Annotated in this window: 20 protein-coding genes; 2 read left to right on the top strand and 18 right to left on the bottom strand. The window is 59.8% G+C overall.

The window, feature by feature from the left end; genetic code table 11:
• Positions 1-47: 47 nt before the first annotated feature.
• The 9 genes from IFT66_RS04660 to IFT66_RS04620 all read right to left on the bottom strand — a co-directional run bounded on the left by IFT66_RS04660 (position 48) and on the right by IFT66_RS04620 (position 9,731).
• Positions 48-389 carry an RcnB family protein gene (locus tag IFT66_RS04660; protein ID WP_062457117.1) on the bottom strand — a complete coding sequence of 114 codons (342 nt, stop codon included), beginning with the start codon at positions 387-389 and terminating at the stop codon, positions 48-50.
• 142 nt (positions 390-531) lie between these two features.
• A complete protein-coding gene (locus IFT66_RS04655; protein ID WP_192076866.1) occupies positions 532-2,142 on the bottom strand; it encodes a glycoside hydrolase family 43 protein in 1,611 nt (536 codons plus the stop codon).
• Positions 2,143-2,226: 84 nt separating this feature from the next.
• Positions 2,227-3,273 (bottom strand): L-glyceraldehyde 3-phosphate reductase, encoded by a 1,047-nt coding sequence (gene mgrA / locus IFT66_RS04650; protein WP_192076865.1) that lies wholly within the window; start codon positions 3,271-3,273, stop codon positions 2,227-2,229.
• 68 nt (positions 3,274-3,341) lie between these two features.
• Positions 3,342-4,478, bottom strand: a complete 1,137-nt coding sequence (locus IFT66_RS04645; protein WP_192076864.1) for a Gfo/Idh/MocA family protein — start codon at positions 4,476-4,478, stop codon at positions 3,342-3,344.
• Between the two features lie 26 nt (positions 4,479-4,504).
• Positions 4,505-5,266, bottom strand: coding sequence for a sugar phosphate isomerase/epimerase family protein (locus tag IFT66_RS04640; protein ID WP_192076863.1), 762 nt, complete (start codon positions 5,264-5,266; stop codon positions 4,505-4,507).
• A 103-nt stretch (positions 5,267-5,369) separates the two neighbouring features.
• Positions 5,370-6,542, bottom strand: a complete 1,173-nt coding sequence (locus IFT66_RS04635; protein ID WP_192076862.1) for an ABC transporter ATP-binding protein — start codon at positions 6,540-6,542, stop codon at positions 5,370-5,372.
• Between the two features lie 4 nt (positions 6,543-6,546).
• The gene (locus IFT66_RS04630; RefSeq protein WP_062457132.1) at positions 6,547-7,509 is read right to left on the bottom strand and encodes a carbohydrate ABC transporter permease; all 963 of its coding nucleotides are present in this window, start codon (positions 7,507-7,509) and stop codon (positions 6,547-6,549) included.
• Positions 7,502-8,404 carry a carbohydrate ABC transporter permease gene (locus tag IFT66_RS04625; protein WP_062457134.1) on the bottom strand — a complete coding sequence of 301 codons (903 nt, stop codon included), beginning with the start codon at positions 8,402-8,404 and terminating at the stop codon, positions 7,502-7,504. Before IFT66_RS04625 ends, IFT66_RS04630 begins: the two co-directional genes overlap by 8 nt.
• 97 nt (positions 8,405-8,501) lie before the next feature.
• Positions 8,502-9,731 carry an ABC transporter substrate-binding protein gene (locus tag IFT66_RS04620; protein WP_192076861.1) on the bottom strand — a complete coding sequence of 410 codons (1,230 nt, stop codon included), beginning with the start codon at positions 9,729-9,731 and terminating at the stop codon, positions 8,502-8,504.
• Between the two features lie 353 nt (positions 9,732-10,084).
• On the opposite strand from IFT66_RS04620, the gene IFT66_RS04615 reads away from it, so the two are divergent.
• Entirely contained in the window at positions 10,085-11,128 is a 1,044-nt protein-coding gene (locus tag IFT66_RS04615) for a LacI family transcriptional regulator (protein ID WP_062581404.1), read from the top strand.
• Positions 11,129-11,182: 54 nt separating this feature from the next.
• Here the strand turns inward: IFT66_RS04615 and gndA are convergent, their stop codons facing one another.
• Positions 11,183-12,616, bottom strand: coding sequence for an NADP-dependent phosphogluconate dehydrogenase (gene gndA / locus IFT66_RS04610; RefSeq protein ID WP_192076860.1), 1,434 nt, complete (start codon positions 12,614-12,616; stop codon positions 11,183-11,185).
• 163 nt (positions 12,617-12,779) lie between these two features.
• Between gndA and IFT66_RS04605 the strand changes: the two genes are divergently transcribed.
• On the top strand, positions 12,780-13,181 hold the full coding sequence (locus tag IFT66_RS04605) for an SRPBCC family protein (protein ID WP_192076859.1): 402 nt from the start codon (positions 12,780-12,782) through the stop codon (positions 13,179-13,181).
• A 3-nt stretch (positions 13,182-13,184) separates the two neighbouring features.
• Here IFT66_RS04605 and IFT66_RS04600 read toward each other — a convergent pair whose 3' ends face one another.
• From IFT66_RS04600 to IFT66_RS04565, 8 genes are all read right to left on the bottom strand, one after another.
• Positions 13,185-13,898, bottom strand: a complete 714-nt coding sequence (locus IFT66_RS04600) for a PAS domain-containing protein (protein WP_162237989.1) — start codon at positions 13,896-13,898, stop codon at positions 13,185-13,187.
• Positions 13,899-14,069: 171 nt separating this feature from the next.
• Positions 14,070-15,005, bottom strand: a complete 936-nt coding sequence (locus IFT66_RS04595; RefSeq protein ID WP_062457157.1) for a lipid A biosynthesis lauroyl acyltransferase — start codon at positions 15,003-15,005, stop codon at positions 14,070-14,072.
• Positions 15,006-15,011: 6 nt separating this feature from the next.
• Positions 15,012-16,040 (bottom strand): zinc-binding dehydrogenase, encoded by a 1,029-nt coding sequence (locus tag IFT66_RS04590; RefSeq protein ID WP_062457160.1) that lies wholly within the window; start codon positions 16,038-16,040, stop codon positions 15,012-15,014.
• Between the two features lie 62 nt (positions 16,041-16,102).
• Positions 16,103-17,389 carry a beta-ketoacyl-ACP synthase gene (locus IFT66_RS04585; protein ID WP_062457163.1) on the bottom strand — a complete coding sequence of 429 codons (1,287 nt, stop codon included), beginning with the start codon at positions 17,387-17,389 and terminating at the stop codon, positions 16,103-16,105.
• Positions 17,390-17,400: 11 nt separating this feature from the next.
• Positions 17,401-18,597, bottom strand: coding sequence for a beta-ketoacyl-ACP synthase (locus IFT66_RS04580; RefSeq protein WP_192076858.1), 1,197 nt, complete (start codon positions 18,595-18,597; stop codon positions 17,401-17,403).
• Between the two features lie 102 nt (positions 18,598-18,699).
• Complete coding sequence (locus tag IFT66_RS04575; protein WP_062457169.1) at positions 18,700-19,173, bottom strand: 3-hydroxyacyl-ACP dehydratase FabZ family protein; 474 nt, start codon at positions 19,171-19,173, stop codon at positions 18,700-18,702.
• A gap of 22 nt (positions 19,174-19,195) precedes the next feature.
• Entirely contained in the window at positions 19,196-19,480 is a 285-nt protein-coding gene (locus IFT66_RS04570; protein ID WP_092662234.1) for an acyl carrier protein, read from the bottom strand.
• A 159-nt stretch (positions 19,481-19,639) separates the two neighbouring features.
• Positions 19,640-20,605 carry a nucleoside hydrolase gene (locus IFT66_RS04565; protein WP_113166483.1) on the bottom strand — a complete coding sequence of 322 codons (966 nt, stop codon included), beginning with the start codon at positions 20,603-20,605 and terminating at the stop codon, positions 19,640-19,642.
• Positions 20,606-20,663 lie beyond the last annotated feature (58 nt).

Below are 20,663 nucleotides of genomic sequence, written 5' to 3'. Positions count from 1 at the left end.
GAGAAACAGGTGGGGGACGTCGAACACTCGACGTCCCCCAACTCAATTTATCGGCCGGAAATGATGCTTGCGATCACGCCACTGGTGATGCCGACGAGCAGGAAGTCGTTATCCACCTTCACCCAACGCTGACCGCGCGGCGGGGCCGACAGGCGGTAGCGGCGATAATCGCGGACTTCCGCCATATGGCGGCGCTCAGCGGCCGACATGCGATGACCCCGCACCCAGCGCTTCTTGGTGACGACGACTTTCTTCTTTTCGATGACGACATGCTTGCCGGCCGGGCGGTGATGCTCCGGACCCTTGCGCCAATCCTGCGCCTGCGCTGTGGAGGCGATCGGCGCGACCAGAACGGTAGCGGCGAGCATGGCAATGATGAACTTCTTCATGGTTGTTTCCTCGTATTGAACACACGAGAGAATTAGAGCCCAACCGATGAACGCGATATGAATGCAAGATTAAACTTACGTAATGATCCTAGTGCCTTGGCGTCATATCTTATCGCAGGAAGTTAAGCGCTACGGGAGCTTCTCATACGATTGGCTCGTATACGAAGTCGTCGAAATCAGCGGCTTTCGCACGACCTGAGGTATCGAAGGCGAACACGCCCACGAATGCGCCGGTGAATGAGCCATGCTCGCCGCGACCGCCTTCGTCTGAGATGACAGAGGCATCCAGCTTCGGCCCGATCGGTTCCCAGTCATTCGCTCCACCGGCGCGCCAGAAGAACTGGAGATCATTGTCATGGACCTCGATCGCCAGATGCACCGGTCCATCCGGCACCGGCACGCCGCTTCCGGCTGGCCAGACGAGCTTTGCATGCGGGAAGTCACCGGGGCATGACAGCACCGTTACGACGCGGCCAAGCTTCTCGTGCAGCGTGACGGCAACGGCATGCAGCTTGTGGCGATTGTAGTAATGGGTAAGGCCTGCCACCTGCTGATAGGTATCGGGCGAGAAATCGACGACCGTCTCGGCGCGGAAGCGATGGTGCTCCTGCCTGCGGGCAACGAGCGCCTGCTCGAACCAGGAACCGATGCTTTCCCGGCCGATCAGGCGCAGATGTCCGGGGCGCTCCGTCAGGCTGAAGATCCGCTCCGGCTCCGGCGTGCGCAGCCACTGGAATTCGCTCGGCAGCACTGCCTTGTCGAACCCCTGCGCCACCCGACCAGCATCCTGAGCCACCTCGGTGCCGTTCGTCACGGGGACGTCGACAACGGGAACCACACCTCCATGTTCGAGATAGAGCCAGTCGTCCTTCCAGACGCATTTCTGCAGCGCCGTCTCGCGCCCGAGCGGTGAGCGGCGATGCGGTTCGATCGGTCGGCTGCAGAGGTGGGTGTGATAGACCTCGCCTTCCGGCGTCTCCACATATTGCCCGTGTCCGGACCGCTGCAGCAAAGCTTCCGGTGCATCCTTGGACGTGATGAGGTGGCTCGCGGGATGAAGCTCATAAGGGCCGCCGATCGACTTGGACCGGGCCATCGTTACGGCGTGGTTATAGCCTGTGCCGCCTTCTGCCGTCGTCAGATAGTACCAGCCATTGCGTTTGAAGAGATGCGGGCCCTCGACGAGCCCGAGCGGACTGCCCGGGAAGATGTTGATGATGGGACCCTTCAACGTCTTCGTCTCGGCGTCCCATTCCTGCATGAGGATGCCATCGAACGCGGGCGATTTCGGCGCGCCGCCAAAGCTCTCGGTCCGGTGGTTCCACTGCATGTTCAGGAACCACTTTCGCCCGTCGTCGTCGTGAAACAGCGACGGATCGAAGCCGGAGGAATTGACATAGATCGGGTCCGACCATTCACCTTCAATCGTCGGCGATGTGACAATGTAATTGTAAGCGTCCTTGAAGCTGCCGTCGAACCGTTTCACGTCGGTATAGACCAACCAAAACAATCCATCCGCATGGGAGAGGCACGGTGCCCAGACGCCGCAGCTGTCGGGATTGCCGCGCATGTCGAGCTGGCTTTTCCGCTCCAGAGGCCGCCGCACGAGCGTCCAGTTCACGAGGTCGCGGGAGTGGTGGATCTGAACGCCCGGATACCACTCGAATGTGGAGGTCGCGATATAATAGTCCTCGCCGACACGGCAGATCGATGGATCGGGATTGAAACCCGGCAGGATCGGATTGCGGATCATAGATTTCCTCCGGTGGTCGTAAAGTCTCAGGGCGCATACTGCTCTCTCCTCAGTCTGCACCCGTGTCTCCCGCTGTGGGGAGGTTCACTTGCGGGCGGGACCCTCGCGTTCGGCCGACGCTGCCCAGAGGTTGATATCGGCCTCCTTGGCGTAACCGTCGATCTCGGACAGTTCAGCTGCCGTGAATTCCGGGTTCTCAAGCGCCTTGACGCAATCCTCGACCTGTTCCGGACGGCTGGCGCCGATCAGCGCCGTGGTCACGCGGCCGCCGCGCAGAACCCACGCAAGCGCCATCTGCGCCAGCGTCTGACCTCGCCGTTCGGCGATCGCGTTCAGACCTTTGAGGTTCTCGACATTCTTGTCGTTGAGGAAGGCCGGGCGCAGCGACTTGCCCTGGGCGGCACGGCTGTCTTCTGGAATGCCGCCCAGATATTTCGATGTGAGCATGCCCTGAGCCAGCGGCGAAAACACGATCGAGCCGACGCCGAGATCATCCAGCGTGTCGAGCAGACCGTCTTCCTCGACCCAGCGATTGATCATTGAATAGCTCGGCTGGTGGATGAGAACAGGCGTGCCCAGAGCCTTCAGGATCGCCGTAGCTTCCCGCGTGCGCTGCGAATTGTAGGACGAGAGGCCGACGTAGAGCGCCCTGCCCGAGCGAACGATGTGATCCAGCGCGCCGCAGGTTTCCTCCAGCGGCGTATCCGGATCGAAGCGGTGCGAATAGAAGATATCGACATAGTCGAGACCCATGCGCTTCAGGCTCTGGTCGCAGGACGCGATCAGGTACTTGCGGCTGCCCCATTCGCCGTAAGGGCCGGGCCACATGTTGTAGCCGGCTTTCGACGAGATGATCAGTTCATCCCGCAGTCCATGAAACTCATCGCGCAGGATCTGGCCGAAGGCCGTTTCGGCGCTGCCAGCCTTCGGGCCGTAATTGTTGGCGAGATCGAAATGGGTGATGCCGAGATCGAAGGCTTTTCTGCAGATATCAACCTTGCGCTGGTGCGGCGTGTCGTCGCCGAAATTGTGCCACAGGCCGAGCGAGATCGCCGGAAGTTTGAGGCCGGACCGGCCGCAGCGATTATATTTCATTGTGTCGTAGCGGTTGTCCGCCGGGTGCCAAGCCATCTTTGAAAAATCCTCCGAATGAAAAACGGCGCCGACCTCTTCTTCGGCGCCGTGCACGTCATAGAGTATCAGACAAGAAGCGCCAGCGCTTCATCGATGCCGAGCGCGGCCGGTTGGGTGCAGGTCGTTGTGGTCGCGACGAAATTGCCCTCTTTCCCGGATTTCAGGATCGAGGTCATCACGTCGACGCCATGCAGCGCCCGGTCGATCGAGCAGCGGATGTCGCGCCCCTCGATCAGTGCCATTGCCATGTCGGCCAGACCTGCGGTGCGATAGTTTGCACGCGGACCGTTCGTCGGATGCTCCTGGTTGTTTTTGCTGAAAGGATGATCCCAGTCCTTGAGCGGCTGGATATCCTTGTCGCGGCCGCTTGCTTCCACCACGCCACCGAAGAAGTTCGGGTCGGGGACGTAGATCGAGCCTTCCGTGCCGTAGAGTTCCATATTGGCATGACGATGCGACCAGACATCCCAGCTGGCCGAGAGCGTGATCGTTGCGCCTGCCGCGAACTCGAGCAGAGCGTGGATATTGGTCGGGGTCTCGACAGGGATGCTCTGGCCCTTCAGAGGCTCGCTGGTGATCGTGCGCGTCGGATTGGCCATCGACGTCAATGCCGCGACCCGTTTGACGGGGCCGAGGAAGTTGACGAGGTTGGCGATGTAGTACGGCCCGAGATCAAGGATCGGACCTCCGCCGTTGAGAAAGAAGAAGCCGGGGTTCGGGTGCCACATTTCCATGCCCGGACTCATGACATGGCATGTACCCGACGTGATGCGTCCCACGCCGCCGTCATCGATGAATTTTCGGGCCAGCTGGTGTGCGCCGCCCAAAAAAGTGTCCGGCGCACAACCGATCGCCAGCCCCTTTTCCCGTCCAAGCGCCTGCAACTGCTTTCCCTCTTCCAGCGTGATGGTCAGTGGCTTTTCGGAATAGACGTGCTTGCCGGCATCGAGAATGGCCTTCGAGACCTCGAAATGCGCGGCCGGGATCGTCAGGTTGACGATCACGTCCAGCTCGTCATTAGCGAGCAGCTCCGGAATGGTCTGCGCCTTCACGCCGTATTCTGTTGCCCGCTGCCGCGCCGCCTCCGGATTGAGGTCGGCGCAGGCCAGAACCTTGATCCCCTTAAACAGCGGAGACAGCGCGAAATAGGTCATGGAAATGTTGCCGCATCCGATGATGCCGACGCCAAGTTCCTTGGTCATGGGAAACTCCGATCCAATATCTGAATTCAGTAGGTGTTGAAGGCGGCCATCGAACGGGATGCGAGCCGCTCGATATCCTTCGGGTTGTCGTGCTCCAGCACGAAGTGCTTGGCGGGTGTCTTCTTCAGTGCCGCCATCAGATCTTTCCACGGCACGGTGCCATGGCCGACATCGGCCCATCCGTCTTCATCCGTGTTCTCGCCCGCTGGCGCGATGTCCTTGACGTGAACCGCCGAGATCTTCTTGCCGTAGCTTTCGATCCAGGTGAACGGATCGGCGCCGCCACGGACGACCCAGGCGATATCCGCTTCCCAACTCAGATCAGGGCCGCCGGCAAAGATCTGTTCCTGGGGCGTGGAGCCATCCGGCAACTGCTTGAACTCGAAATCGTGGTTGTGCCAACCGAATGTATAGCCGGCATCCTGATAGCGTTTTCCGGCTTCCTGCAGGCGCTGACCGAAGGCGAACCAGCCTTCCGCATCCGTGGGTCTCTGATCGGCTGCGAGGTGGGGGCAATAGATGGCACTGATGCCGAGCGTCTTTGCGATCAGCAGTGCCTGGTCAGGCTCCTGTTCGAGGAGGTCGAGACCGAAATGGCCTGTGGGCATCGTGAGTTCGTTGGCATCGAGCTCTGCACGAAACTTCTGAAGACCGGCCTCGTCGAGCGTTCCGTAGAGACCGCCATAGCCCTCGACCTCACGGTAGCCGTGACTGGCCACGAGTTTCAGAACATCGGATAGCGGCGGGAAATTGCGGGCGCTGTAAAGCTGGAAACCGAGCGTCGTCATGTCATTCTCCTTGCAATGAAACTTTGGTCCGCGGAAAGCGAGAATACCGCTCCCACGGCTGGTCACCCTCCTGGGGAGAGGTGAACTGTTGAAAAGCTGCGGATCAGATCCGCTCCTCGGTCGCCGCATCGAACAGCGACGCCATGGTCATGTCGAAGCCCAGCCGGACCTTCGATCCGACAGCGTAACGACGGGCTCCGCCGACGCGAACGGACAGAGTGTGAGCGGCGAGTTTCAGCCAGATGAGATTGTCTGCACCCATCGGCTCCTCGATGTCGACGATCGCCTCATGGATTTCCTCTCCGGCGATATCGGCATCGACCTTGATATGTTCTGGACGGACGCCGAGGACGACCTTGCGCCCGGGCGTTAACGGTTCAGATGCGCTGTAACCGTCGAGCAGGAAGCTGACGCCGTTCGTCTTGAACACGGGACGGCCGCCCTCTTCCGCCAGCTCGCCATCCAGGAAATTCATCGAGGGTGAACCGATGAAGCCCGCGACGAACTTGTTCTTCGGTCGGTTGTAGATTGTGACCGGATCGGCGAGCTGCTGGATGACGCCGCTCTTCATGATGGCGATGCGGTCTGCCAGCGTCAGCGCCTCGATCTGGTCGTGGGTCACGTAGATCATCGTGTTCTTGAGCTGCTGATGCAGCCGCTTGATCTCGACGCGCAGCTCGGATCTGAGCTTTGCGTCCAGGTTGGAAAGCGGCTCATCGAACAGGAAGACGTCGACATCGCGCACCAGCGCACGGCCGATGGCGACACGCTGCCGCTGGCCGCCGGAAAGAGCTGCCGGCTTTCGCTGCAGAAGCGGTTCGATCTGCAGGATCGCCGAAGCACGCGCGACGCGTTTGGCGATGTCTTCCTTCGGCAGTCCGGCAACCCGCAGGCCGAAGGACAGGTTCTTTTCGACCGTCATCTGCGGGTAAAGCGCATAGGACTGGAACACCATGCCGATGCCGCGATCCTTGGGTTCCTCCCAGGTGACGTTGCGGCCCTTGATGAAGATCTGGCCATCGGTCGGCTCCAGCAAGCCGGCGATGCAGTTGAGGAGCGTCGATTTCCCGCAGCCGGAGGAACCGAGCAGAACAAGGAATTCACCATCGTGAATGTCGAGGTTCAGGTCTTCCAGAACCGTGACCGCCCCGAAGGACAGCGACAGGTCGCGGATCGAGACGCTGTGCTCGCCCGATTCGGCAGAGGCTTCGGGCAACGAGGTTGCCCCTGGGGGAAATGCGTTGGTGTGTGGTGTCTGGACGGAAAGAGTGGTCATGGGGTCATCCCTTCACTGCGCCAGCGGCGATGCCGCGGACGAAAAGGCGGCCGGATACGAAATAGACGATGAGAGGGACAGCACCCGTCAGAAGCGTCGCCGCCATGTTGACGTTGTATTCCTTCACCCCCTGCACGGAGTTGACGATGTTGTTGAGCTGCACCGTCATCGGGTAGCTGTCGGGCCTCGTGAAGACGACGCCGAACAGGAAGTCGTTCCAGATGCCGGTGACCTGCAGGATCATCGCCACCACGAAGATCGGGAGTGCCATGGGCAACATGATGCGCCCGTAGATCTGCCAGAAACCGGCCCCATCGATGCGCGCCGCCTTGAACAGTTCTTCCGGCAGCGAGGTGAAATAGTTGCGGAACAGAAGCGTCAGGATCGGCATGCCGAAGATGGTATGGACGATGATCAGCCCGGTCAGGGTTCCGTAGATCCCGATCTCACGCAGGATGATGACGATCGGATAGATCATGACCTGGTAGGGGATGAAGGCTCCGATGATCAGGATGGAGAAGAACAGCTCCGACCCTTTGAAGCGCCAGTTGGCGAGCGAGTAGCCGCTGACCGAGGCGATGAAGATCGAGACCACCACAGATGGCAAAAGGATGCGGACGGAGTTCCAGAAGCCGCGTGACAAGCCGTCGCAATTGAGGCCGGTGCAGGCTTCTGCCCATGCCTTTACCCAGGGCTCGAACGTGATCTCCATGGGCGGCGAGAAGACGTTGCCCATCCGTATCTCCGGCATGCCCTTTAGCGATGTCACGACCATCACGTAAAGCGGCAGAAGGTAGTAAAGCGCCGCAAGGCCGAGCGTGCCGTAGAGGATGATGTTGCGGCGTGAGAGCCTGCGCTTTGGTTTGCGACCACTCGGGCCCTCCAGTGCGCGTGACGGTGTTGTCGCCAGCACTGCGGCATCTGTGACGACGGTCGATGTGGTGTCGAAAGTGGAAACGTTAGCCACGCTTGCGCCCTCCGAATTCGAGATAAGCCCATGGGACAATGATGATGGCGACGGTCAGCAGCATCATGGTCGATGCGGCAAAGCCCTGGCCAAGGTTCTGCGCCTGAAACATGTAGTCGTAGACGTATTTCGCGGGCACTTCGGACGCGTTGCCGGGTCCGCCTGAGGTCTGCGCCACGACGAGATCGTAGAGCTTGACGATGCCGCTCGCGATGATGACCAGCGTGGTGATGAAGACCGGACGCATCATAGGGATGACGATGAAGAGGTAGGTCCGCCACATCGGAATGCCGTCGACGCGCGACGCTTTCCAGATATCCTCGTCGATGCCGCGAAGACCTGCGAGCATGAGGCACATGACGAGCCCCGTGCCCTGCCACAGCCCGGCAATCAGGATGCCGTAGATGACGATGTCGGGGTCATAGACCGGATTGAATTCGAAGGTCTCCCAACCGAGCGACCGGACGATGTGCTGGATGCCGAATTCGGGGTTCAAGATCCATTGCCAGACGAGGCCGGTGACGATGAAGGACAGCGCGAACGGATAGAGAAAGATCGTCCGGAAAACGTTTTCGAAGCGGATCTTCTGGTCCATCAGCGCGGCGAGCACAAAGCCGACAACGAGGCTGAAGATCAGCGACAGGATGCCGTAGATCGCGAGATTCTGGATGGAGATCAGCCAACGTGCCGAGCCCCACAAGCGCTCGTACTGATCAAACCCGACGAATGTTGCGCGCGGCAGAAGTCTCGAATTGGTAAATGAGTAGATGACCGTCCAGACGGAACCGCCGAGGAAAATTACCAGCGCGACGAAGATCATCGGGATGGAGGCAATTTTCGAGTTCAGGTTGCGAAAAAGCTGGTTTGGTCTGGCAGATTGATGGGTTTTCGCCATGTGTTGTCCTCGATCGGCTGCAGCGTGAAGGCCGCAGGTTTCCGGGCCGGCCCCGCGCTGATGCGGGGCCGGTCAAGGTCAGCGATTTGAAGCGGTGTCAGTCCGCAGAGCTGATGATATCGACGAAGCGCGCCTGAGCATCCTTCACGGAGATGGAGCTGCTAAAGAACTCCGACATCAGATCTTCCTTCTGTTTTTGCGTATCGGCAGAGACAAGCTGGTCGGTGCTGGTGGCGGTGTTACCCTTGGCGATGATCGCGATACCCTTTTTCATGCAGTCGTTGGCGGCTGCCATGTCGATATCGCCTCGGATCGGAACCGATCCCTTTTTCAGGTTGAACGCGACCTGTAGCTTGGGATCGACGATCGTTTCGGCGAGAACGTTCTGCGCCTCCGATTTTGCCTCGTCCTTCAGCAATGGGAAATAGATCGCATCGCCGTTGGTGGTGAGCACGTCATTGATGCCGAGCCCTGGCAGGCAGGTGTAGTCGGTGCCGGCAGTCTTTCCTGCCAGCGAGAACTCACCCTGTGCCCAGTCACCCATGACCTGGCCACCGGCCTTGCCGGTCAGCACCATGTTGGTTGCCTGGTTCCAGTCCTGTACGTTCGAACCCTTGGCGAGTTCGCGTGCCTTGTCGGCTGCTGCAAAGATCTTGGCCATTTCAGGCCCTGCAGCAACCTTTGCGTCCTTGTCCTTGTAGACCTTCTCGTAGAGGTCTTTGCCGCCCAGCGAGATCAGCAAGGTATCGAACAGGCCATTGGCCTGCCACGGCTGACCACCCAGTGCCAAAGGCTGGATACCGGCCTTCTTGAGCGCGGGCGCTGCTGCGACGAACTCGTTCCAGTCCTTCGGAACGGCAACGCCTGCCGTCTTGAAGGCTGCGTTCGAGAGCCACAGCCATTGCCACGAGTGGATGTTGATCGGAGCACAATAGATTTTGCCCTCGAACGTGCAGCTGTCGAGCAGGTTGGCTGGCTTGATAACCTCTTTCCACTTACCCTTCTCAGCCACATCGCTCAGGTCTCGCATGAGACCTGACTGAACCAGTTCTTCGGCCTGCCGGCCGTGGTTGAACTGCGTGGCACCCATCGGGTCACCACCGGTGATCCGGCTGATCATGATCGGCCGCGCGGTTCCTCCCGAACCTGCGATGGCACCATCAACCCATTTGTTGCCGGTAGCATTGAAAGCGCTTGCCAGTTCCTTGACAGCTGCAGCCTCTCCCCCCGACGTCCACCAATGGGTGACCTCAAGATCGGCTGCCTGAACAAAGCACGGCAATGCCACGGTGGCAGCCATAACGGCTGCAAAAGCACGGATGCGCATGAGTCTCCTCCCTCACTGAAACGTTGCAGTAAAAGGCTAGGACAAACATCGATGAAGGGCAACCGAAAATCGCGTGAAAGATTTGGAGCAGGTTCGCAGCGATGTCCGACAGCAGCCCGCGTGCTTCGTGTTGATGCACTTATCTCGTTACATAACAATACTTTATAGAATTATCGAATTGATCCTTCTTCGCAGCCGCAAAAGAATTGTGCGTCTGCGTTGTAACGGGTATATCGACGGCAAGTCGTTGGTTCTCAGCGAAAATAGGACTGTATCGTTGCAGTTTTTTCCCGTATGAACGGTGCTTGTGGAGAAGGTCGCAGTCGCCGGTGATCTCCAAGAAAGCTGCAGCCATGGATGAAGACAAACGTAGATCCTTCGGGACGATCGGCAATCAACGCCCGACCCTTAAGACAATTGCCTACATGACGGGGCTGGGTATCACGACGGTGTCGCGGGCCCTCAAGGATGCACCCGACATTGGGGCCGACACGAAGGAACGCGTTCGACTTGTGGCCGGCCAGCTCGGCTATCACCCGAACCGGGCGGGCGTCCGGTTGCGCACAGGCAAGACCAATGTGATCGCGCTCGTGCTCAGTATCGAACAGGAACTGATGGGCTTTTCCAGCCAGATGGTTCAGGGCATTTCCGAGGTTCTCGGGGGCACGCAATACCACCTCGTGTTGACGCCCCACTCGTTCGAGAAAGACCCGATGGTGCCGGTGCGCTATATCCTCGATACGGGATCGGCAGATGGCGTGATCATCTCGAGGATCGAGCCGGACGATCCGCGTGTGCGGCTGATGACGGAGCGCAACCTGCCTTTCGTCACCCACGGCCGAACCAGTATGGGGATCGAGCACCCCTACCACGACTTCGACAACACGGCGTTTGCCTATCAGGCGGTCGAGCGGCTCGCCAAGCGAGGCAGGCGGCATATCTGTCTGCTCGCCCCACAGAGCAGGTTTGCCTACTATACCCATAGCCGCATCGGCTTCGAACGGGCGCTAGCCGACTTTGGCCTGAGCGAGGTGCCGATGGGACGGATCACGACGGAGACGTCGCTGGAGGATATCAGAGCCTATTCGGAGAAGCTGTCGCGGCTTCCGCAACCGCCTGATGGAATCATTTCGATGAGCGGCTCTGCAACGATCGCGATCGCCTCAGGCCTTGAAGCTTCCGGTCGAAAACTCGGCCGCAATGTCGATATCGTGTCAAAGCAGTCGGCCGAATTTCTCAACTGGATCAGGCCGGAAATCCTTGCTGTAAACGAGGATATCCGTTGGGCGGGACGGGAACTTGCAAAGGCCTTGCTGGCCCGAATCGATGGGGCGGCCCCAGAGCTTTTGCAAAGCGTCAGCCAACCGGAATGGTCGATCAAGTCACCACAGGACTGATCGAATGCAAAAAGCCCGGCGCTTGGCCGGGCTTTCGGTGTTTGCAAAATAGTCTTAGGCGAAGTCGGCTAGTCCGCTGCCCCACGGGCCATGGTGCTTGTCGACGCCGTCGAGGCGATCGAAACCGTGGGCACCAAAGAAGTCGCGCTGCGCCTGGATGAGGTTCGCAGTGCCGCGTCCACGACGGTAGGCATCGAAGTAGGACAGCGCGGACGAGAGTGCCGGAACCGGCAGGCCGGACATGACGGCATAGGAGACAACGCGGCGAAGTGCGCCGTCGGTGTCTGCGACCATCTGGGCAAATGCCAGTGTCACGATCAGGTTTGCAACATCCGGGTCCTTCGAGAAGGCCGAGGTGATCTCATCGAGGAAGGCCGAACGGATGATGCAGCCATCGCGCCAGATCTTGGCGATCGTCGGCATCGGCAGGTTCCACCCGTACTCCTTGGAGGCGGCAGCCATCACTGCAAAGCCCTGCGCATAGGCGCCGATCTTGGCCGCAAGCAGCGCGTTTTCGAGATCGGCGAGGAACGCCGCGCTGTCTGCCGGCGCATCGATCGACTTCGGCAATCCGAACTGCTTTTCTGCGGCGAGGCGCTCGGTGCGCTGAGACGACAGAACACGCCCGGCGACGGCGGCCTCGATCGCGGTTGCCGCGACACCCATGTTCTGGGCTTCGATGACCGACCACTTGCCGGTGCCCTTCTGGCCGGCGGAATCAACGATCACGTCGACCATCGGCTTGCCGGAGATCGGGTCCTTTGCCTTCAGGACCTTTTCCGAAATCTCGATCAGGTACGAATTCAGGCGGCCGGTATTCCACTTGCCGAAGACGTCGCCGATTTCGGTGGCGCCCATGCCGAGACCATCGCGCAGGATGCCGTAGATTTCGGCAATCATCTGCATGTCAGCGTATTCGATGCCGTTATGGATCGTTTTCACGAAATGGCCGGCGCCGTTTTCACCGAGCCAGGCGACGCAGGGTTCATCGTGGAATTTCGCGGAGATCGAGGTCAGCACCTTTTCGACGCGCTTCCAGCTTTCCTCAGCACCGCCGACCATGATCGACGGTCCATGGCGTGCTCCTTCTTCCCCACCGGATACGCCCATGCCGATAAAGGTCAGGCCGGAACCTTCGAGGTTTTCGAAACGGCGCATCGTATCGCGGAAGTTGGCGTTGCCGGCATCGATCATGATGTCGCCCTGAGAAAGATAGGGCTTCAGGAGCTCCATCTGCTGATCGACCGGATCGCCGGCCTTGATCATGATGATGATCGGGCGTGGGGGCCGGATTGCAGCGATGAATTCTTCCAAGGTCTCGCAAGGAACGATCTGGCCTTGCAACGCGCCCGCCTCGGCGTAGAATTTCTTGGTAACTTCCGCTGTCCGGTTGAAGACGGCGATCTTGTTGCCTTTTTCCGCGATGTTGAGCGCGAGGTTTGCACCCATAACGCCAAGACCGATAAGACCGATTTCTGCCTGTTCCACGGATATGCCTCCAGTTTTAATTTGACGCTGTTTTGGCATCCTCGTTTCCAAACGGCAAGGCTAAGACGAAAGCGAGCCCGTTTATTCGCGGATGCGCCGGCTTGTGCGATCAAGAGGATTTCCGAGTGGCATGCCACTCGGCGTAGAACCCAAGGAGGCCTTCATGACGGTCATGCCCGCACGCGTAATCCACCTCTCGATCGAGCGGAACTGGAGGGATGTCTACGCATTTGCAAGGCGTCCGGAAAACATGGCAAGCTGGGCTTCAGGCCTTGCCGCAGACCTGCGCGCCGAAGGTGAAGACTGGATCGGCGATGGCGGTCCGGTTGGAACAATCCGTGTTCACTTCGCTCCCGACAACGACTTCGGCGTGATCGATCACAGGGTCACGTTGGAAAACGGGATGTCGATGGACAACGCGCTGCGTATCATACCGAACGGTGATGGAGCTGAAGTTCTGTTCACTCTTTTGCGCCAACCCGGTACCGACGATGCGGCGCACGAAGCGGATGCCGCGCATGTCCTCAAGGATCTGCAGTCGTTGAGGGCAATCATGGAACGCTGAGCGTCAGGCCGCAGGCCTCTTCCGCCGATCGGCGGTCTCTTGAATGACCAGGAGAACACCGATCATCGTTGAAGACCGCTGGAACGGCGACATGCGGCAGCGAAGCACAAGCGTCTCGCCTCCGACTTGATCTGCATAGGTGACCGACGTGCTTTCGCCTTCGAAGCAGCGGTCCAGGTTCGGCTTGAACTCGTTTCGAAATCGATGGAGACCGACAAATTCCCCGATATGCCGGCCGACGAGTTCCTCACGGGGAATGTTCAGCCGCTGCGCGTTCGTCTCGTTGGAATAGAGAATGCGATAACCGGGAGCGACGACAAGAATGCGGTCCGAAAGCTGGTTCAGGAGGGAATCGTCGAGAATGCCGCTGGAGACGGCTTGGTCGATCGGCGACGATTGGTCCTGCCCCTCACCGGGAGCTCCCGGCGCTTCCGCACAGGTCGTCTGCGGTGCAAGATACCGCTCGACCAGGGTCTGCAGGAGGTGAGCGTTGCGCCGAACGCAGCTGCGATCGTCCGCTTCCTCATTCAGGAGGTCGAGCGCAAAACGGAACTGGGCCTGAATGCTGCCGGCATCGGATTCGGCGCTGCCAAAGATCGCCAGGAGCAAAGGATCAAGTTCGCGGTCGAGACTGGCTGTCAAAGCCTCGTCTTCGCGGTCGATCGCCTGCTGTAGCTCTCCATATTTCGACCAGAAAAGATCGATCAATGCTTGCAAGACAATGCCCTCTCCACACGAGCCTCACGTCAGCCGTGGCCCTCTGAGACGACTGCGTCCAATCTCGTATAATACATCACACGTTAAATGTAGTCTCAAAAACGGCCCCTAAAAATGGCCGGTAAATACCCGTAGACGCTTGCAACCCACGAGAATTGTGGCCTCAGGAAATCAATCTGTGACCGTTTTCTTGATGTGCCAGCGGTCGTGATACCACAGCCACTGTTCAGGGTATTCCCGCACCCAGGATTCGACCTTGTCGTTCAGGACCTGAGACGTGCCCTGGATGTCGAGATTGCCGCGTTCGTCTCGCGGAAGTTCGATGCGAGGCTCTATCTCGAGGCGAAAACGATTGTTCGGGAGACGGATGCAGCGGGCCGGATAGACATCCGCATCAAACTGACGCACGAGCTTGGCAAGAAGCGGGTTCGTCTTAACAGGGCGTCCGAAGAAATTGGTCGACAAGCCTTTTCTGAACTTCTGGTCGACGAGGACACCGACCCCCCCGCCCGCGTCCAGGCGCCTTGCCAGCGAGAACGATGACCCCGCATGCGACGGCACGAGCTGCCCCATGCGGGCACTGCGGAACGAGAAGACCTTATCGGCGATGTAAGGGTTGTTCGGCGGACGGAACAACACCATGACCTCGAGACCAAAGGCCTTGCCGGCGACAGGCAGGAGCTCGAAATTGCCGGTGTGGGCGGTAAAGACGATAAACGGACGTGGGTTGTCGCGCAGGTCCAGGAAGATCGGGGTGCCCGAGACTTCCACCCTGCCCGGCTCTGCCTGTTCGGGGTCGAAATCGAACAGCCGGTCGAGGAAGACATATTCGGCGGCGAGCCTGCCCATGTGTCCCCAACTCGCGACAGCGATCTCCTGCAGCTCCGCCTCACCCTTTTCCGGAAAGGCGTTGCGCAGATTGGTCATCATCAGTTTATGACGCCAGAATTTCGGCCCGATGTAGCGTGCGAAGCGATCGGCAAACCGGATCGCCGGATCCGCCGGGAAGATCTTCAGGAAATTCAGCAGCCCGAACGTGAGCTGCGCCACCAGCCATTGGCGGAAGTGGATAAGCTTCAGAACAATCCGGGTAATGACCATCTTCATCCGTGGTCAGTCCATCCTCAGGACGATCTTGCCGAAGATCTGGCGGCTCTCCATGCGGGCAAGTGCCTTGTGGATTTCATCGAACGTGACTTCTGTGTCGATCACCGGATGAACGATGCCCTGGGCCATCTTCTGCATGGCATCGGCCATGTTCTCCATGCGGCAGCCAAACGAGCCGATGAGCTTCAGCTGCTGCTGGAACAGCATCATCAGGTTGAGGTCGGTGGAAACACCCGAGGTGGAGCCGCAAGTGACGAGGCGTCCGCCGCGCTTCATGCACAGCATGGAACCCGCCCAGGTATCCTTGCCGACATGTTCAAAGACGACATCAACGCCCTTCTTCTTGGTCAGCTTGCGCACGACGCCTTCAAACCGATCGACGCGGTAGTTGATGACATGATCGGCGCCGAGGGCCTTGGCCTTTTCGATCTTGTCGTCCGAACCGACCGTGGTAATAACCGTGCAGCCCATTTTCTTTGCCAGCTGGATGGCGGCAGATCCGATGCCCGAGCCACCGGCGTGAATGAGGATCGTCTCGCCGGGCTGGAGCTTGGCGTTGTCGAACAGCATATGCTCGACCGTGCCGAACGTGACAGGCGCGAGTGCTGCTGCAACGGCATCGACGCCCGGAGGTGCCGGAACGAGAAGACGGGCCGGAAGATTGGCCTTTTCCTGCGCGAAGCCATCGAGATGGAAGCCATGAACACCCGAGACATTTTCGCAAAGGTTGTCGCGCTTTTCGCGGCACGCCTTGCAGAGACCACAGGTACGGGCGCCGTAAATCGACACAAGCTGGCCGGGCAGAACATTCGAAACACCGGGACCGATGGCTTCCACGACGCCGGAGGCCTCGGCGCCGATCGTCAGCGGCATCTTGCGCTTGGCGAATGCCATACCGCGCCAGCCCCAGACGTCGATGTGATTGAGTGCTACGGCCTTGACACGCAACGTGACTTCGCCGGGACCCGGCGCCTCCGGCTCGGGAATGTCGACGGCTTCGAGCTTGCGGTCATCAATCAGTTGCAGCGCGCGCATAACAGGTCATCCTCCGCCCGTTTGGGCGTTCAAAAGTCTATAAAATCTCTTGGGGGCTCGCCTTACGCCGGTTCAAGCGTCATGACAAGGCTGGCGTTCTGGCCGCCGAAGCCGAAGGAATTGGACAGAACCGCCCTCGGCGCACCGTCCCGCTTCACATTCGGCACCACATCCAGCTCGATCGTCGGATCGGGATTGGTGTAGTTGATGGTCGGCGGCAGAGTGCCGGTCAGCATCGTCTGGATCGAGAACACGGCTTCGACAGCGCCGGCTGCCGTCAGCGTGTGACCGATCATCGACTTGTTCGACGACACCGGAATCCCCTTCAACCCCTCGCCGAACACCGCCAGCATGGAGCTATATTCCATCTTGTCGTTTTCCGGCGTCGATGTGCCGTGGGCGTTGATATAGCCGATGCCGCTTTCGTCCATGCCCGCATCTTCAAGCGCCGCCCGGATCGTGGCGATCGCCGGGCCGCCGTCCGGGGACGAGCGGGTGCGGTGGAAGTGATCGGCCTTTTCGCCAAGACCCTTGACGATGCCGAGCACCTTGGCGCCGCGCGCGATAGCCGACTGCAGGGACTCCAGAACGAGCGTTGCCGCGCCTTCAGCGATGACGAAGCCGTCACGATCCTTGCTGAACGGCTTGGACGCCTTTTCCGGCGGGTCGTTTTGCGTCGAAAGCGCAGACAGAAGCGAGAACCGCACGAGTGCCTCGACGCTGACAGAACCGTCGGTCGCAGCGACCAGCGCCTTGTCGGTACGACCCTGACGGATCGCTTCGACGCCGAGCTGGATCGCGGTTGCACCAGAGGCGCAGGCGGTGGAAAGCGTTACGGGCAGGCCACGGGTACCAAACTTGTCGGCCAGGCGCTCCGAAATCGAACCGAACTGGACGGCTTCGAGAAAGACAGGATCAGGACGCTCGCGCATGGCCGTCAGAAAGCGATCGTAGGCATCGCCCTGCTGCGTCGATGGCGGTGCACGGTCTGCAAGCGCGAAACGGTCGGACCATTCCGGCTCGACTGGCGGAGCGGCCAGAAACAGCGGTCCGTCGAAATCACCGGACAAGCCGGCTTGGGCCAACGCTTCCGCCGTTGTCTCGCGGGCGAAGGCAAACGAGCGCTCGACCGAGTTTTCGGCTGGAACCTTGATGAAGTCCACCGTGCCGCTGATGCGGGTCGAAAGGCCTTCGGTCGGAAAACGGGTGATCTTGTGGATGCCCGACGTGCCAGAGGTCAGCGCTGACCAGTTGTCATCAAGACCCTGTCCGAGCGAGGTGATGACGCCCATGCCGGTGACCGCGACGATGGGCCGGCCGAGATGATCCGTGAAGCGGTTGTCACTCATGACTGTCTCCTTCACGCTTCAGCAGAGAGGACAGCAATCCCCTCGCCGCGTGTATATCCAACTGTAGTGACAATCGCCTGCTTTGCCGGGGACGCCATCGGCGTCTCGTTTGCGGCGTCGAAGGCCGGGACCTTGGCAGTCGATTCGAGCGTCAGCGCTGCAAGGGCGATGCCGAGCGGGAACTGCGCTTCCATCGCGTGGCCCGTAACGCCGCCAAAGCCGCGGATCGCGGAACCCGGGAAAGCCTGCTCGAGCGCTGTCTTTTCGCGCTTCGCGAGATCGACCATGCCGCTCGCGCCGGAGAACACGACAGTTTCCGCCCCCTGCGTGCCGTGGGCGGTGAGCCGCGACATGCGCTTCTCGAGCCCGCCATCGTCGCGGTCGCCGCGATCGCCTTCGACGGCATCGATCGTTGCATAGATCCGTGCACCACGCGCCTGCGCGTAGCCGCGGGATTCGAGCACCAGGAAGGCGCCCACCGAACCGGTGATCATTCCGCCGCCATTGTCCGGCGAGCGAGACCACAATGGCTGCCAGCCGCCTGTCGCGTGGGCACGGATGCCCTCGACCAGCAGAAGAATATCAGCCCGTTCCGCCACGAAGGCGCCACCGACGAGACTGTGGCTCGACTGACCCGCCTTGATGCGGTGGAAGGCGGTTTCGATGGCCGAGATACCGGCCGATTCTTCGCCCATGAAGGTGCGGGACGAGCCGGTGACCTTGTGGACGATCGAGATATTGCCCGCCATCAGGTTCGAAAGCTGGGCAAGGAACAATGTCGGACGGAGCTCCGTCGTCAGCTTCTCGTTCAAGACCATGTCGCGATCGTTGCGCTTCAGGGCTTCGTCGACAATCAGCGAGTCGACCTTGATGTCGCGCTCACCGCCGCCGGCTGCAACGATCATGTCCATCGAGGCGCAGGCATCCGCATCCGTCTTCAGGCCGGCGTCGTCGAGAGCGAGCCCTGCGGCGAAAACGCCGAGACGCTGCCAGTTCTCCATCTGGCGCTGATCGCCGCGCTTGGCGATCTGGGCCGACCAGTCGATCTCAGGCATGGGATGGACAGGATAGGGTTTGAAACGCTCCGTTTCGACCTTGGGCTCGTCGATGGACGATCCCGTCAGAAACGCGACATGCGGCTCAATGCCGACGCCGAGCGAGGTCACGATGCCGACCCCGGTAATCACCACATCATTGTCAGACTTCATAACTGTCCTCTTTGCGCGGCCATTGACCAGCGACGACATCAGGCACGACGGCACACTTTAGAACCGGTCCGTCCGGGCCGCATTATTCCCGAAGGCTTTGCGTCAGGTGCCGGCTTGCATCGCCGCAATGAGGCCGATCTCTTCGGCGCGCTTGCGCACGATCGGCGCCAGCGGAACTTCACTGAAAGGCATGGTCCGCAGCTTGAGCTGCGCATCGCACACCTTCTTGCCGCCCGACGTAATCTTTGCCTTTGTCACCATGTAGCCGGAACCCTCATGCTCCAGAAACGCCTCGATGTCGAGCACGGCGTTCGGCTCGACAAACGCACGCATCTTGGCACTGTCCACCGACATCAGAAATGGCATCGCGGCGAAATCGGTCGCCGCAAGTACCAGCATTCCGGATGCCTGCGCCATGGTTTCGATCAAAAGCACGCCCGGCACGAGCGGCATTCCCGGAAAGTGCCCTTCGAAAACAGGGCTCTTTTCAGGAACGACCGAGCGTGCAGTCAGCGTCTTTCCCGCGAGATCAAGCGTTTCCACCCGATCAATCATCTGGAAATATTCAAGCAGCATGAACTTGCGTCGGCTTTGGGCTTTAGCCCTTTGCCGCCTTCAGTTCGTCGATCTTGGCGCAGAGGTTCTTCAGAACGAAGTATTCCTCCGTCGAGACCTTGCCCTCGTTCACTTCCTGGGTCCACTGCTCGAGCGGAATCTTGATCCCGAATTCCTTGTCGATCGCGAAAACGATGTCGAGGAAGTCCAGGCTGTCGATGCCAAGATCGTCGATCGTGTGGCTCTCCGGCGTGATCGTCTCGCGGTCGATCTCGCTGGTTTCAGCGATGATGTCGGCAACTTTGTCGAATGTAGCAGTCACGCCCATGTCCTTTTAAAAAGTCTGTATTCGGTGTTCCACATAAGGAAACCAATCGAAAATGCCAATGGGTTCCAACAAGACGGCGCCAATTTGCCGCTACATTGTTGCGTAAACATCGATTGCCGATCGGTCAGAATGCCAAACCACCCTCAAATTTGAAGAGGGCTAGGCCGGCCGACCTGCCGTCAGCGCGACACGGATAACGTCCAGGACCTTTTCGGGTTGGACACCGACCGCGACCTTCTGGCTTGGCTGATCATCCCAAGGACTATCGACGAACCGTCGGCCTGTGTCAGGCGCCTGGATCGTCTCGCCATCGGCAATGCCGCCGCAGACCACGCGGACAGGGCCGCTGCGGAGCTTGAACAGATCGGGCGCCACCAGATAGACGCAGGCACAGCTGTCGTGGATTGCCATTCCATCGAGACCCGCGCCCTGGCGGTAGAAATCGATATAGAACTGCGAAAGGTCGGACAGGAGTGTTAGCGCCTTATCGCCACCCTTGGCCAACTCAGCCATATCATCTGACGACATCATCGTCTTCATGGTGACGTCGAGGCCGAAAGCAATGACGTTCCACGGCGCGGTAAAGACGATATCGGCGGCATCCGGATCGCCGTGAATATTTGCTTCGGCTGCTGGTGTCACATTGCCATTGACGTCGAAAGCGCCGCCCATGATCACCACCTGCTTGGTCAGGCCTGCGATCTCCGGATCAGCCTGCAGCGCCAAAGCCAGGTTGGTCATGCGACCGACCGCGACAATGGTGATTTCGCCGGGATTGGCCCTGATCGTATCGATGATGAATTGCGATGCCTCGCGCGGATCGAGCGGCCAATCGATTTCGAGAGGCACGCCGATATTGCCGAGGCCGTCCTCGCCATGCACGATCGTCGGCGAGTGCTGCTCGACCCGCGACGGATCAAGCGTCTTGCCCGCCCCTTTGGCGATGGGCGCGTCGATGCCCCACTCCTTGTGCAGGAACTGCGCATTGCGCGTGGTCAGTTCGATCGAGGCATTTCCGAACACCGTCGTCACGCCGAGAAGATCGATATCCGGATGGCGATGCAGAAACAGCAGCGCCATGGCGTCGTCTACGCCGGGGTCAGTATCGAATATGACTTTTTGCATGCGAATACCTTGAAATGCTCGCCGCCTGCCAGCGGCCGTTCATCGCGCAACATAGCGC

Origin of the sequence: Rhizobium sp. CFBP 13726 (assembly GCF_014841925.1) — a bacterium.
In the GTDB taxonomy this organism is placed as follows: Bacteria; Pseudomonadota; Alphaproteobacteria; order Rhizobiales; family Rhizobiaceae; genus Neorhizobium; species Neorhizobium soli.
This window is presented reverse-complemented; position numbering and strand designations above follow the sequence as displayed.